The sequence below is a fragment of the Ornithinimicrobium sp. genome, from assembly GCF_030537745.1.
Classification (GTDB): domain Bacteria; phylum Actinomycetota; class Actinomycetes; order Actinomycetales; family Dermatophilaceae; genus Ornithinicoccus.
The window spans coordinates 1-12,530 of record NZ_JAUNVI010000038.1 but is presented as its reverse complement, the minus strand read 5'-3'; the positions used below and the strand labels follow the sequence as shown (position 1 = coordinate 12,530).

Here is a 12,530-nt window from a genome sequence, read left to right as displayed (position 1 = left end):
GCGTGAACTAGGGAACGGTCCCGTCCCTGCCCGAAAGGCGGTGAGACATCAGACCGACGCACCAGCCTATCTGAGCACGGTGCTGTGCCCAAACTCAGACGTGGCCGCTGCCGCTGCCGGGCTCCTCATCGCTTGAGGTCGCGGAGCGCTTCCAGCACGACGTCCGGCACCATCCCGGTGATGTCGCCGCCATAGCGGAAGACTTCCTTCACCAGGGAGCTGGACACATGCTCCAGGGCCGCCTCGCCAGGCAGGAAGACGGTCTCGACACCCGTCAGGTGCTTGTTCATGCGCGCCATCGGCATCTCGTAGGCGAAGTCGGTGCCGCCGCGTAGGCCCTTGACGATCGCCTCGGCGCCCACGTCCCGGCAGACGTCGACGAGCAGCCGGTTGGCGAAAGCCTCGACGCGCACGCCCTCGCGCACCGAGTGCGGCAGGCTCTCGCGCACCAGCTCCAGCCGCCGCTCGACCGGAAAGGTGCCGGACTTGGCAGGGTTGTGCAGGATAGCGACGACGACCTCGTCGAAGAGGGCCGCCGCACGCACCAGGATGTCTAGGTGACCCGCAGTCACCGGGTCGAAGGACCCAGGGCACACGCAGCGGCGGATGAGCGTCGTCATACCTGGTCAGCCTAGTGGTGCTCGACCAAGGGGTGCCAGGTGCTGCCCCTCATCGGGACAACGGGCGCCCGCGCCGCTGAGTCAACGTTGGCGGCCATCGTCGTCTCGACCCGGCTCGCCGACGTGGATCACCGTCTCGCCGTAGGACCGACTGCCCCGGTGGACGAGGCCGGGTGGCCAGGTCGGCGCTGGCGAGCGCACGCTGCGCTCCACGAACAGGAGGGCCTCCTCGCCAAGCCAGCCGCCGGTCACCAGGAGCGTCAGGACGGCCGTGAGCTCCTCTTCGGTGACCGGGTAGGGCGGATCGACCAGGACCAGCTCGAAGGGCGCGGAGGGGGTCTCCCGCAGAACCCGCTCGACCGTCGCGGAGCGCACCTCGAGGAGGTCGGACAGGCCGAGGTCCCGGGCGTTGCGGGAGACGAGCGTGGCCGTGGCCCGGTGCTTCTCGACGGCGAGAAGGTAGGACGCTCCTCGGGAGAGCGCCTCCAGGCCGAGCGCCCCCGACCCGGCATAGAGGTCGAGCACGCGGGCTCCGTCCAGGTGCAGGAGCGCCTCGACCCGGGAGAAGAGCGCCTCGCGCACCCGGTCGGTGGTGGGCCGGGTGGCACTGCCCTTGGGCGTCAGGATGGTGCGGCCACCGACGCGGCCGGCGATGATCCGGGTCATCGGCTCAGCCCCGCTCGAGGAAGGCCGCTCGCGCCGCATCGATCCGGTCCAGCTCGCGCCCCAACGCGGGGTGCGCGCGGAGGTCAGGATCCTGCTCCAGAGTCGTCCAGGCGGCCTCGTGAGCGGCGACGATGAGCTCCTCGTCCCGAGACAGGCGAAGGAAGCGCAGACCGCTGCGTCGTCCGGACTGGCTGGCGCCCAACACATCACCCTCGCGGCGGGCCTGGAGGTCGAGTCGGGCCAGCTCGAAGCCGTCGGTCGTGCTGGCGACCTGGCGCAGACGCTCCCCTGCGGCGAGGGGGTCGTCGTTGTCAGGGCCCTGGGTGATCAGGAGACAGAGCCCGGGTTTGCCGCCTCGACCGACGCGGCCCCGCAACTGGTGCAGCTGGGAGATGCCGAAGCGGTCGGCGTCGAGCACCACCATGGTGGTGGCGTTGGGCACGTCAACCCCGACCTCGATGACGGTGGTCGCCACCAGCACGTCGATGTCGCCGGCGGCGAAGGAGCGCATGACGAGGTCCTTCTCCTCCCCTGACATCCGCCCGTGCAGCGTCTGCAGGCGCAGCTCCTGGGTGGCCGGGAGGGCGCGCAGCGCGCGCGTGACCTGATGGACCCCGTGCAACTGGGGCGCGCCGGGGGACTGCGCGGCTTCTTCGTCGAAGGTCTCCAGGTCCTCCCTGCCCCGACCGCCGGCCGGGTCGCTCACCGCATCCTGCCCCTGACCAGCCGGCGTGGCGATGGGGCCACCCGGTCCGATGGTGTCGCCCTGCGGCAGGTCCGGGTCGTCCTCCTCCCCGATGCGGGGGCAGACGACATAGACCTGGCCGCCGCCCCTGGCCTCCTCGGCGACCCTGATCCAGGTGCGCTCGATCCAGCCGGGCTTTTCGCCGGTGACGACGTGGGTGGTGATCGGCGCCCGGCCCGCAGGCAACTCGCGCAGGGTCGATGTCGTCATGTCGCCATAGACCGTCATCGCGACGGTGCGCGGGATCGGGGTGGCCGTCATGACGAGCACGTGAGGGGTGAGCTCGGCCTTGGCGCGGAGGGCGTCGCGCTGCTCCACGCCAAAGCGGTGCTGCTCGTCGACGACGACCAGCCCGAGCTCGGCGAACTGCACGGTGTCCTGGATCAGCGCGTGGGTGCCGATCACGATCCCCGCCTCGCCAGAGGCAGCGGCCAACAGGTTGGCTCGTCGCTCGGCCGCGGACTGGCTGCCGGTGAGCAGCGCGACCCGGGTGCCGCTCTCCATACCCCCGAGCATCCCGCCCTCGGCGATCGGCCCGAGCATCGTGGTGATCGCCCGATAGTGCTGCCCAGCCAGCACCTCGGTCGGTGCGAGAAGGGCAGCCTGCCCGCCGGCGTCGACGACCGCGAGCATCGCGAGCAGGGCCAGGACGGTCTTGCCCGAGCCCACCTCGCCCTGGAGCAGGCGGTGCATGGGGATGGTCTGGGCCAGGTCGGAGCGCAACTCACCCAGCACGGTCTGCTGTCCGGAGGTGAGGTCGAAGGGCAGCCGGGACAGCAGCGCGTCCAGGAGCCCGTCCTCGACCGGCTGGCGGTCCTTGGCCGGGGTGGCGTCGCTGGCCAGTCGGGCGCGCGCGAGGGCGGCCTGGATGACGAAGGCCTCCTGAAACTTCAGCCGCCAGCGACCCTTGCGGTGGTCCACCTCGGTCTGCGGACGGTGGACGAGGTGGTAGGCGTCCAACAGTCCGGGCAGGCCGTGCCGCATCCGCACCGTGGCCGGCAGCGGGTCGGCGAGCTCGGTCAGGGCGTGCAGCACAAGGTCGAGGAGGTCGCCATGCACGATTGGTGTGAGCTTGGGGGTGGCGGGATAGACCGGCACGAGACCCCCGAGCAACCAGCCGCCCGAAGACTTGCCCGACGGGTCGTTGAGGACGGCGTAGTCAGGATGGGTCAGCTGCAGTTGGTGGCCGTAGGTCGAGATCTGTCCGGAGCACACCACCCGCGCCCCAGGGACGAGCCGGTCTTGATGGCCGAACGGCTTAAAGAAGGTCAGCGACAGGGTGCCGCCGGCGTCGTCCCCGACCGTGACGACGAGCATTCTCCCGCGGCGCTTGCGCATCTGCCGGGTCGTCGCCTCGCGCACCGTGCCGACGACAACGACGTCCTCACCGTGCGGCAGGTCGAGAAAGGCCTCGGACCGCGTGGCGTCCAGGTAGGTGCGCGGCAGGAAATCGAGCAGGTCCTCGACCGTCGTGAATCCCCTCGTGTCCTCCAGCTTCTTAGCTCCGGCGCCGACGATGCTGCGCAGTCTGGAGTCCAGGTCGAACGTCATCACTCCACCCCGAGCAGGTAGGGGTAGGTCGGCTGCCCGCCGTCGATCCGCACCACCTCGATCCCCGAATGCCGTGCCTCGATCTCGTGCAGGACCGGGTCGACCTCCTCGGGTCGGGCCGACTGCCCGGTGAGGACGGTGAGCACTTCGGCACCCTCGCGGCAGAGGAGGTCCGTGACGACCCTGGCCACCGGCGCGACCTCGTCGTGGACCGCCACGATCGCATCGTCGACGATACCGAGCCATTGACCCGCTCGGCACGGTCCGACCCGGGTGTCTGCGTCCCGGTCCGCGCGGGTCAGTGCACCGGTGCTGCAGGCGCGCGCAGCCTCCGTCATCTCCTGAGCGAGGTCAGCCGGGTCGGCGTCGGCGTCGAGCACGGCGAGCGCGGCGAGGCCTTGGACGAGGGTTGCGGTCGGGACGACCCGCACCTGCAGTCCCTCCCGAGATGCCTCCTGCGCCGCCGCAGTGGCCACCAAGAGGGTGTCGGCATCGTTGGGCAGCACGATGATGTGGGGGGAGCCGCTGGCCCACATCGCCGCGAGGAGCTGGCCGGCCGAGGCACGACGGCGCGGCCCGGACGGCACGACCTGCGCGCCGGCCTCCAGCAGCAGCGCCTCGATGCCCTCGCCGAGCCCGCAGGCCACGACCGTGACCGCTGGCGGCGCAGCCTCGTCGGGCGCGTCCCTCACCGCGTCCAGATCCTGGCCGTCACGCAAAGAGGTGAGGCGTACATCCTGGACCAGGCCGGCAAAGCTGCCGGCCTCGACCGCCAGCCGCGGCTCGTCGAGGTGGACGTGGACCCGATAGTCGGCGGGTCCTCCGGCGACGACCACCGAGCTCCCGATGCGCGCCAGGTGGGCACGCAATCGGTCGGCGCGCTGCACGTCCGTGTCGGTCAACAGATACATGACTTCGACGTCCCCCGTGTCCTCTCCCTCGGCGAGGCATTCCGGCCCGGTTTCTGGGCCGGGCAGTGGGCCGGTGGCACCAGCCCGCGGGAGGACCCACCAATCGGGCAGGTCGTCGACCGTCGGTCGCGGACGCTCCTCGAGCACGGCCTCCAGCGCCTCGATCACCAGCACCAGACCCGCCCCGCCGGCATCGACGACACCCGCGATCTGGAGGGCGGGCAGCTGGCTGGGTGTCTGCGCCAGGGCCAGTCGAGCCCGTTCCAACGCCGCACGCACCACATCGAGCACAGTCAGCTCCTCGGCGGCCTCCCCATCGCGCGGGTGGCCGCGGTCGACCGCTGCCCTGGCACCCTCGGCCGCCGCCCGCGCCACCGACAGGATCGTGCCCTCGACAGGAGCCGCAAGGGCATCCCAGGCTGTCTGGGCGGCCGTCTCGAAGGCGAGGGTCAGCTCCTGTGGACCCGCAACCTCGACGTGGGGACCCACCGCCTCGGCCAGTCCGCGGGCTAGCTGGGAGAGGATCACGCCAGAGTTGCCGCGCGCTGCCAGGAGCATTCCGCGCGCTATCAGCGCGAGGCCCTCGTCGAGCCGGTCGGTCCCAGCGCCGATCTCGAACTGACCGCGCATGAACTCCAGCGCACCGTCCATCGTGAGATACATATTGGTGCCAGTGTCTCCGTCCGCGACCGGGAAGACGTTGAGCGAGTCGATCTGCTCCCGCGCGGCCGCGAGGACCGCGCGGGCCGACACGGCCCAACGTCGGGCAGTGACCAGATCGAGGACAGGGGCGGGCACGCCCCCAACCTATCTGCTGGCACCACCGGCCCCGGCCAGCGCTCGCGGCGGGTGCAGACGAAGGTCGAGCAGGGCAGATTTTGGTGCCGGGGCGTGGTCCGGTACGCTAACCCGGTTGCCTGGTGACCGACGTAGAGCGGGCTCCAGCCTCACCGATCCACACTCAGACCGACATCAGGAGAACACCGTGGCTGCCACTTGCGACGTCTGCGGCAAGGGACCGAGCTTCGGTCACAGCATCTCGCACTCGCACCGCCGGACCAAGCGCCGTTGGAACCCCAACATCCAGCGCGTCCGCGCAGTCGTGGGCAAGACCCCGAAGCGTCTCAATGTCTGCACTTCCTGCCTCAAGGCGGGCAAGGTCACTCGCTGACCTGACGCGGGTCGCACTGGCCCGCCGACACTCAAGAGCCGCTCGCACCCCTTGGTGCGGACGGCTCTTTTGTGTGGGCGATATCAGCCTCCGAAGTGGTCCCAGCCGCCCTGCCGGGGGTCTAGCCGGACACCGCGCCACCACACGCCCGGTCGCTCCTGGGCCGCGGACACTTCCCCGAGCACCGACCAGCCGGTCGGCAGGCATGCTCGGTCCGGGAAGGTGGCCAGCAGCTCATGCTCCTCTCCCCCGCTGAGCACCTGTCGCAGGGCTTCGTCGTGGGTCAGCGCAGGGCCCAGGTCCCTAGCCAGGGCACGAACAGCGTCCTCGTCGAGAACGAGCCGGACACCGCTGTCCCGGGCGATCCGGTCGCCATCACGGACGAGCCCGTCGGACACGTCGATCATCGACGTGGCCCCGGCACGGGCGGCGATCGGCCCCTGGGTGAGGTCGGTGAGGGGTCGGCGCTGATGGTCCAAAGCTGTCCGCTCACATTCGTTTCTGCCCTGTAAGACGCCATCTTTCAGCAGTACCCACCCGCTGCCCGCCCGACCCAACGGCCCGGACACCGCGAGCACCTCGCCGGGCCGCGCCGTCGAGCGCAGGACGGGACGGTCCACGCCCTCGGCCAGCTCTCCCAGCGCGGTGATCGAGACGGCCACCATCCCCGGCGCAGCAGAGGACAGATCTCCCCCAATCACCGGCACCCCCACCCTGCCTGCGGCCCAAGCGATGCCCTCGGCAAGCTCACACGCCCACCTCAGCGGCAGCTGCTCGGGCGCAACGAGGGTGAGAAGGAGGCCAGTCCCGACCCCTCCCATGGAGGCGAGGTCGGCGAGGTTCTGGGTCACGATCTTGATCCCGACGTCGCGCGCGGAAGACCATTCCTCCTTCCAGTCACGGTCAAGGACCATGGTGTCGGTGGTCGCGAGCACGGCGCCACGCCGCACGGTCAGCAGCGCCGTGTCATCACCGGGACCGACCAGCACGCCGTCGGTCACGACCACCGCGAGGGCCGCCAGCACCTCCGCCAGCACCCCGCGCTCCCCAGCATCACCGAGGGTGGCCGGATTCTTCGACATACCTGCTCCTCCATCGTCCGGTTCCCTCGCGCGGTCAACCTCCACCCCCGCACGGTAGCCTCCCACCAGCACCCACGAGCAGGAGGCAAATTGTGATCAGGGCCTACATCCTTGTCCAGACCGAGGTCGGAGCCTCGACGTCGGTCACGACGGCGCTCCGCGACATCGCAGGGGTCGATTCAGCCGAGGACGTCACCGGACCCTACGACGTCATCGCCGTCGTGTCTGCGCCCACGATGCAGGAGCTCGGCCGGGGGGTGATCGCCAAGGTCCAGGCGGTCCCTCGCATCACCCGCACCACCACATGCGCCGTCGTCGAGTTCTGAGCGCCACCGCTTCGCTCACCGCCACAGCTATCCTCCTGAGCGCCTGCCAGGGCAACGCGGTCAAGGCGGTCCCGTTCGGGCAGTCGGACGCTCCCGTCTGCCGGGCAGTGGCAGACCATTGGCCGGAGCGGATCGGTGACCTCGCTCCGCGCGTGGTCGCGGTGCAGTCGCGTGGCGTTGCTGCCTGGGGCGACCCACCGATCGTGGCCCGGTGTGGGAAGGCGCCGCTGGGGCCGACGGAGGACGTGTGCCTCGACGTCAGCGGCATCGACTGGGTCTCAACGCCGCTCGACGACGGCGCCAGCATGTTCACCACCTACGGTCGAAGTCCCGCGATCGAGGTGCTGGTGCCTGCGGCCTACGAGGCTGCCCCGTTGCTGCTGCCCGCCTTCGGTGCGGCGGCAGCGCAGATCGAGCAGACGCTCGGCTCCTGCTCCTAGCCAGGCTGCGGCGAGGCTCAGGGTGGCGGGAGGGCGCTTGCTAGCGCAACCCGAGCGGGCGCGCTAGCGCCAGCGCCAGCAGCTCGTCGATCAGCGCGGGATAGCTCAACCCGGACGCCGCCCAGGCCTGCGGATACATGGAGAAGGGCGTGAAGCCGGGCATCGTGTTGATCTCGTTGAGGATCACCACCCCGCCGTCGGTCACGAAGCAATCGACCCGGGCCAGCCCTTCGCACCCGGCGGCCTCGAACGCGGTGGCAGCGATTCGGCGCATTTCCTCCCGCACCGCTGCGCTGATCTGCGCCGGCACCTGGATCTGGACGCTGGACTCGTCGAGATACTTCGCCTCGAAGTCGTAGAACTCGTGCTTGTCGCCCACGACGGCGATCTCCCCGCATTCGCTCACTCTCGGAGGGGCCGAGCCACGCCCCTGGAGCACCCCGCACTCGACCTCGCGGCCCACGATGCCCTGCTCGACGAGCACCTTGGGATCGTGTCCACGGGCCTTCTCGATGGCGATCTCCAGATCCTGTCGCCGGTCGACTTTGTAGACGCCGACGGAGGAGCCGGCACGCGCCGGCTTGACGAAGACCGGGAACTGCAGGGAGGTCGCGGCCTCCAGGCAGGCTGCCCGGTCGCGTCTCCAGTCGAGGTCGGTGATGACGGTATACGGTCCGACGGGCAGGCTGGCAGCGGCGAAGATCACTTTCATGACGTGCTTGTCCATCATCGCTGCCGAGGCGAGGACACCACAGCCGACGTAACGGATGTCGGCGAGCTCGAGGAATCCCTGGATGGTGCCGTCCTCGCCGAACGGTCCGTGCAGGAGCGGGAAGACGACGTCGACCTCGCCGAGGTCCGTCACGGCACCGTGGTCGTCGAGCACGCGCAGGTCCTGGTCGACGCCCCCCAGGGGGACGACGACCCGCGCTCCGGTGTCGGGGACCTCCGGCAGCACCCCGCCGCGGATGTCCAGCGCCTCGGGGTCGTCCTCGACCAGCACCCATCTGCCCTGGCGGGTGATCCCGATCGGGATCACGTCATAGCGGCCGCGGTCGATGGCGCGCAGCACGCTGGCCGCGGTAGCGCATGAGATCGCGTGCTCCTCGGAGACGCCGCCAAAAACCAGGGCGACGCGGATGCGCGAGTGCGCAGCTCCGTCGCCAGGGACGTCTGCGGTAAGGGTGGAGGCAGGCTGAGTGATCATCGTCGTCGAGCGTAGTCGGCCGACCACCGACTGGCAGGTATGACGCGCTCAGCCGCGCTCGTGCTTGCGCGCCCGGGACATCAGTGCTCCGGTCAGCTGTTCGGGCGAGGCCTTCCCGCTCACGACCGCCGTCACCCCCAGGCAGATCGGCATGTCGACGCCGTGCTGGCTGGCCAGCTCGACCACCGAGAAACAGGACTTGACGCCCTCAGCCGTCTGGTGGGGCAGCGCCAGCAATTCTCCGATGGTGCTCCCCTGCCCCAGTGCGACCCCGACGCGGTGATTGCGCGAGAGATCGGACATGCAGGTGGCGATGAGGTCACCGACGCCTGCCAGACCCATGAGGGTGGCCGGTTCGGCGCCCAGCGACTCCCCGAGGCGGGTGATCTCCGCGAGCCCCCGGGTGATCAACGAGGACTTGGTGTTGTCCCCATACCCCAGTCCCTCTGCCATGCCGACGGCCAGCGCGATGACATTCTTGACCGCGCCGCCGATCTCGGCTCCGACCACATCGGTCTGCGTGTAGGGCCGGAAGTAAGGTTGCAAGACAAGCTCCGCGACGCGGTCGGCTGCCGCGAAGTCGGTGCTCGCGACGACGCTGGCCGCCGGCTGCCGCAGGGCGATCTCGCGGCTCAGGTTGGGTCCGGACACGACGACGATGCGCTCGCGCTGCACTCCTGCCGCCTCGATCACCTCACTCATCCGCATCCCGGTCCTCAGCTCGATGCCCTTCATCAGGGAGACGACGAGCGCGTCGCGCGGGATCAGGTGTCCCCACTGCTCCAGGTTGAGGCGCAGGCTCTGGGAGGGCACCGCCAGGACGACCAGCGTGGCACCGTCGGCCGCCGCTGCCGGGTCGGTGGTCGCGGTGACCTTGGGTGGGAGTGCGAGGTCGCCCAGGTAGTCGGGGTTGCGATGGTCGTCGTTGATGCTGCGAGCGACCTCCTCCCGCCGGGCCCAGAGGGTCACGTGCTCGAGGTCGCCGTCGGCGAGGATCTGGGCAAAGGCGCTGCCCCAGCTGCCGGCGCCGAAGACCGCTGCCTTCATCAGCCGTTGCCCTTCTTGCGTGCCTCGCCCTTGGACATCTGATAGGGCACCGCGGGAGGCTGCTCCCCGCGAAGCTCCGCCACCAGCGCCGTGACCGCTGCCATCACCCGCGCCGTCGCCTCGACCTGGGCGCGGGGATCTTCGGACCGGTCGTATAGGTCGGACAGGTCGACGGGCGGACCGGCCTTCACCTGCTGCACCGGCCGCTTGAACACGTTTCCGGGAGTGCGGGCATACCTCGCGAGCACCTCCTGGGCACCCCACTGGCCGATCGGGATGACGGGCGCCCGGCTGGACAGCGCGAGGCGACCCACGCCCGGCTTGGCTCGCATCGGCCACAGGTGCGGGTCGCGGGTCAGGGTGCCCTCGGGCATGATCGCGATGCATTTGCCGTCGGCGAGCGCGGCACGGGCATCGTCGAGGGCGTCAACGGCTCTGGAGGTGGCCCGGTGGACGGGGACCTGCTCGAGATGCTTCAAGGTCCGTCCGAGCAGCGGAACGCTGAAGAGCACGGACTTGGTCAGGAAGAAGGGCGCCCTCCCGTGATCGACGAGGTAGTGCGCCAGCATGAACGGGTCGACCTCGGAGTAGTGGTTGCTGGCGACAATGAACCCTCCGCTGGGGGGAAGGTGCTCCGCACCGGACCAGTCTCGGCGCGTGATGCCGATCAGCAGGGGACGCACGGTCCCGATCACCGCGTGGTAGGACCACGGGATCTTCTGACGTATGGGGACGCGCTTCACGCAGGTCATCTTGTCATCCACCCCAACACGTCGGCGAGGATGGCACGGTGACACGCCCTCCGAGCACCCCACCCACTCATCCGCAGGCGGTGGGCCACGGCGTGTGCTGGCACCTGGTGATCCCGGTCAAGGACGGCTCCAGCAGCAAGAGCAGGCTGAGCCCAGCGCCGCCGTTGGCGCGCCGCGACCTGGCCCTCGCCCTCGCTCTGGACACGATCGAGTCAGCCTGCTCGGCGCTGTCCGCCGACCAGGTCACCGTCGTCACCTCCGATCCTGGCGCGGCCGCCTGCGCGCAGGGCCTGGGGGCTCGGGTCCTGACCGACCCGGGGGCGGGCCTGAACGCCGCGGTCGCGGCGGGCTGGGAGTCGACCGCGCGGACTGTCCTCGCGCGGGGGGCGGACGCCTCCATGCTCCGGACGGGCTGGGCCGCTCTCCTGGGTGACCTGCCGTCGATGCGGGGGGAGGACCTGAGGACGGCCCTGGCGAGTTGCTCGACCCACCGCGAGGCGGTGGTGCCGGACGCGGACGGGACCGGCACGGTCCTGCTTACCTCGACCGCTGCGCCACCACTGCCCCAGTTCGGCCCTGGATCTGCCGCCCGGCACGCGAGCACATCAACGGTGCTGCTGCTGGACCTGCCACGCCTGCGCACCGACGTGGACACGGTCCACGACCTGCGGATGGCCGTGGCACTCGGGGTCGGACGGCACACGCGGGCTGCCTTGGCACGCGGAGGAGGGTCCTAGAGTGGCCCCATGCAAGCCAGCGTCCACACCTTCGACCTGGAGACGGGCAACGGCAGCGTGCTGCTGGACACCGGGCGACTCCTGCCCTTCGACGCGGAGGTCTTCGCCTCCTCCGGGCTGCGGCACCTGCGGACGGGTCAGCGAGTCAGCGTCGAGGCGACCCCGGCCGACCCAGAAGCCGCCGGTGCGCACCTGACCCGCCTGTGGATCGTCGGGATCGGCGAGGGCGAGCAGATCCGCTGACCGTCAGGCCTTGCCGCCAGATGTGTTCTTGCCCTTCTTCTTCCGCTTCTTCTTGCTCGTCTTCCCGGCCACGAGTTGGTCGTCCTTGGCTCTGGCGAGCTGAGCCTTCTTCGCCGAGATCATCCTCATGGTGATCTCCTCGCCCCCCGTCATGACCCGCCCCGGCGGAGGCGTCCGTGACTCCTCAGTGGCCGAGTCGGCGGGCACAGCGCGCACGCTCGCGGGCGTTCCCGACACCTTGTGCCCCTTGGCCTTGGCTGCCGCCTTCGCGCGGGAGGCCGAGGCGGACGTCGTCTTCGGTTGCGCGTCGCGCCGGATGCTGACCGGCGCCCCGCTCGCTGCGGCGGCTCCCCCGTCAACGCTGACCCGGACGCCGGCGAGGCCATCCTTGGGTAGTCGCGAGGGGTCGGTCACCACGTCCTTGAAGTAGGTGCCGGGGCGGAAGCGCGGCGTCATGGTCGCATCGATCGCCACCGCCTCGCCGGTGCGTGGGTTGCGGCCGGTGCGGGGTGCGCGCTGGATCGACTCGAAGGTCCCAAAGCCGCTGATCCCGACCGACCCGCCTGCGACGACCTCGCGCATCACCACGTCGACGATGGCCTCGACCGACGCCGTGGCCGCAGCGCGCCCTCCCAGGCGGGGTGCGAGGACTTCGATGAGATCTGCCTTGTTCACGTCTCTGCTCCCATCGTGAGGGTGAAACGGACACCCGCTTCCCTACTTCTGCCTATCCTAGGCCGCGTGCGGCGGATCGCGCTGGGGCACAACAGAAACGGCCTCCACCGAGGGTGGAGACCGTTTCACACGACGTAGCCCCGACGGGATTCGAACCCGCGCTACCGCCTTGAGAGGGCGGCGTGCTAGGCCGCTACACAACGGGGCCCTAGCTGTGATGAATCTTCGTACGACCTGCTCGAGGCACGCTCACAATCAAACGATGCCACCAGCAAAATGGTCGAACTCGGAACCATCTCGCTGGGGTACTAGGACTCGAACCTAGACTAACTGAACCAGAATCAGTCGGGCTGCCAA

The 12,530-nt window shown here is 70.0% G+C and carries 14 protein-coding genes and 1 tRNA gene; 5 read left to right on the top strand and 10 right to left on the bottom strand.

Annotated features, from left to right (window positions below; all coding sequences use genetic code 11):
• Positions 1-125: 125 nt before the first annotated feature.
• The 4 genes from coaD to Q4P07_RS09290 form a co-directional block, all read right to left on the bottom strand.
• The gene (gene coaD, locus Q4P07_RS09305) at positions 126-620 is read right to left on the bottom strand and encodes a pantetheine-phosphate adenylyltransferase (RefSeq protein WP_303374637.1); all 495 of its coding nucleotides are present in this window, start codon (positions 618-620) and stop codon (positions 126-128) included.
• Positions 621-701: 81 nt separating this feature from the next.
• Entirely contained in the window at positions 702-1,286 is a 585-nt protein-coding gene (gene rsmD, locus Q4P07_RS09300; protein WP_303374636.1) for a 16S rRNA (guanine(966)-N(2))-methyltransferase RsmD, read from the bottom strand.
• Positions 1,287-1,290: 4 nt separating this feature from the next.
• Positions 1,291-3,582 carry an ATP-dependent DNA helicase RecG gene (locus Q4P07_RS09295; RefSeq protein WP_303374635.1) on the bottom strand — a complete coding sequence of 764 codons (2,292 nt, stop codon included), beginning with the start codon at positions 3,580-3,582 and terminating at the stop codon, positions 1,291-1,293.
• Positions 3,582-5,291: a DAK2 domain-containing protein gene (locus Q4P07_RS09290; protein WP_303374634.1), complete on the bottom strand. Its 1,710-nt coding sequence runs from the start codon at positions 5,289-5,291 to the stop codon at positions 3,582-3,584. The genes Q4P07_RS09295 and Q4P07_RS09290 overlap by 1 nt, the downstream gene beginning before the upstream one ends.
• A gap of 187 nt (positions 5,292-5,478) precedes the next feature.
• Here Q4P07_RS09290 and rpmB point away from each other — a divergent pair, with 187 nt between their 5' ends.
• Positions 5,479-5,664 carry a 50S ribosomal protein L28 gene (gene rpmB / locus Q4P07_RS09285; RefSeq protein WP_303374633.1) on the top strand — a complete coding sequence of 62 codons (186 nt, stop codon included), beginning with the start codon at positions 5,479-5,481 and terminating at the stop codon, positions 5,662-5,664.
• Between the two features lie 83 nt (positions 5,665-5,747).
• Here rpmB and thiL read toward each other — a convergent pair whose 3' ends face one another.
• Positions 5,748-6,746, bottom strand: a complete 999-nt coding sequence (gene thiL / locus Q4P07_RS09280) for a thiamine-phosphate kinase (RefSeq protein ID WP_303374632.1) — start codon at positions 6,744-6,746, stop codon at positions 5,748-5,750.
• Between the two features lie 92 nt (positions 6,747-6,838).
• On the opposite strand from thiL, the gene Q4P07_RS09275 reads away from it, so the two are divergent.
• The gene (locus Q4P07_RS09275) at positions 6,839-7,072 is read left to right on the top strand and encodes an Lrp/AsnC family transcriptional regulator (RefSeq protein ID WP_303374631.1); all 234 of its coding nucleotides are present in this window, start codon (positions 6,839-6,841) and stop codon (positions 7,070-7,072) included.
• A complete protein-coding gene (locus Q4P07_RS09270; protein WP_303374630.1) occupies positions 7,051-7,512 on the top strand; it encodes a DUF3515 family protein in 462 nt (153 codons plus the stop codon). The genes Q4P07_RS09275 and Q4P07_RS09270 overlap by 22 nt, the downstream gene beginning before the upstream one ends.
• 40 nt (positions 7,513-7,552) lie before the next feature.
• On the opposite strand, the gene Q4P07_RS09265 is transcribed toward Q4P07_RS09270, so the two are convergent.
• Genes Q4P07_RS09265 through Q4P07_RS09255 form a run of 3 tightly spaced genes read right to left on the bottom strand, consistent with a single transcriptional unit; the run spans position 7,553 to position 10,518 of the window.
• The gene (locus tag Q4P07_RS09265) at positions 7,553-8,719 is read right to left on the bottom strand and encodes a D-alanine--D-alanine ligase family protein (RefSeq protein ID WP_303374629.1); all 1,167 of its coding nucleotides are present in this window, start codon (positions 8,717-8,719) and stop codon (positions 7,553-7,555) included.
• Between the two features lie 48 nt (positions 8,720-8,767).
• On the bottom strand, positions 8,768-9,769 hold the full coding sequence (locus Q4P07_RS09260; protein ID WP_303374653.1) for an NAD(P)H-dependent glycerol-3-phosphate dehydrogenase: 1,002 nt from the start codon (positions 9,767-9,769) through the stop codon (positions 8,768-8,770).
• Positions 9,766-10,518, bottom strand: a complete 753-nt coding sequence (locus Q4P07_RS09255; protein WP_303374628.1) for a 1-acyl-sn-glycerol-3-phosphate acyltransferase — start codon at positions 10,516-10,518, stop codon at positions 9,766-9,768. Before Q4P07_RS09255 ends, Q4P07_RS09260 begins: the two co-directional genes overlap by 4 nt.
• A gap of 38 nt (positions 10,519-10,556) precedes the next feature.
• Between Q4P07_RS09255 and cofC the strand changes: the two genes are divergently transcribed.
• Both cofC and Q4P07_RS09245 read left to right on the top strand, forming a co-directional pair.
• A complete protein-coding gene (gene cofC, locus Q4P07_RS09250; protein WP_303374627.1) occupies positions 10,557-11,255 on the top strand; it encodes a 2-phospho-L-lactate guanylyltransferase in 699 nt (232 codons plus the stop codon).
• A 9-nt stretch (positions 11,256-11,264) separates the two neighbouring features.
• The gene (locus Q4P07_RS09245) at positions 11,265-11,498 is read left to right on the top strand and encodes a hypothetical protein (protein ID WP_303374626.1); all 234 of its coding nucleotides are present in this window, start codon (positions 11,265-11,267) and stop codon (positions 11,496-11,498) included.
• Positions 11,499-11,501: 3 nt separating this feature from the next.
• On the opposite strand, the gene Q4P07_RS09240 is transcribed toward Q4P07_RS09245, so the two are convergent.
• Together Q4P07_RS09240 and Q4P07_RS09235 are read right to left on the bottom strand one after the other, a co-directional pair.
• Entirely contained in the window at positions 11,502-12,173 is a 672-nt protein-coding gene (locus Q4P07_RS09240) for an HU family DNA-binding protein (RefSeq protein ID WP_303374625.1), read from the bottom strand.
• Positions 12,174-12,308: 135 nt separating this feature from the next.
• Positions 12,309-12,381: transfer RNA gene (locus Q4P07_RS09235), tRNA-Glu, on the bottom strand.
• Positions 12,382-12,530 lie beyond the last annotated feature (149 nt).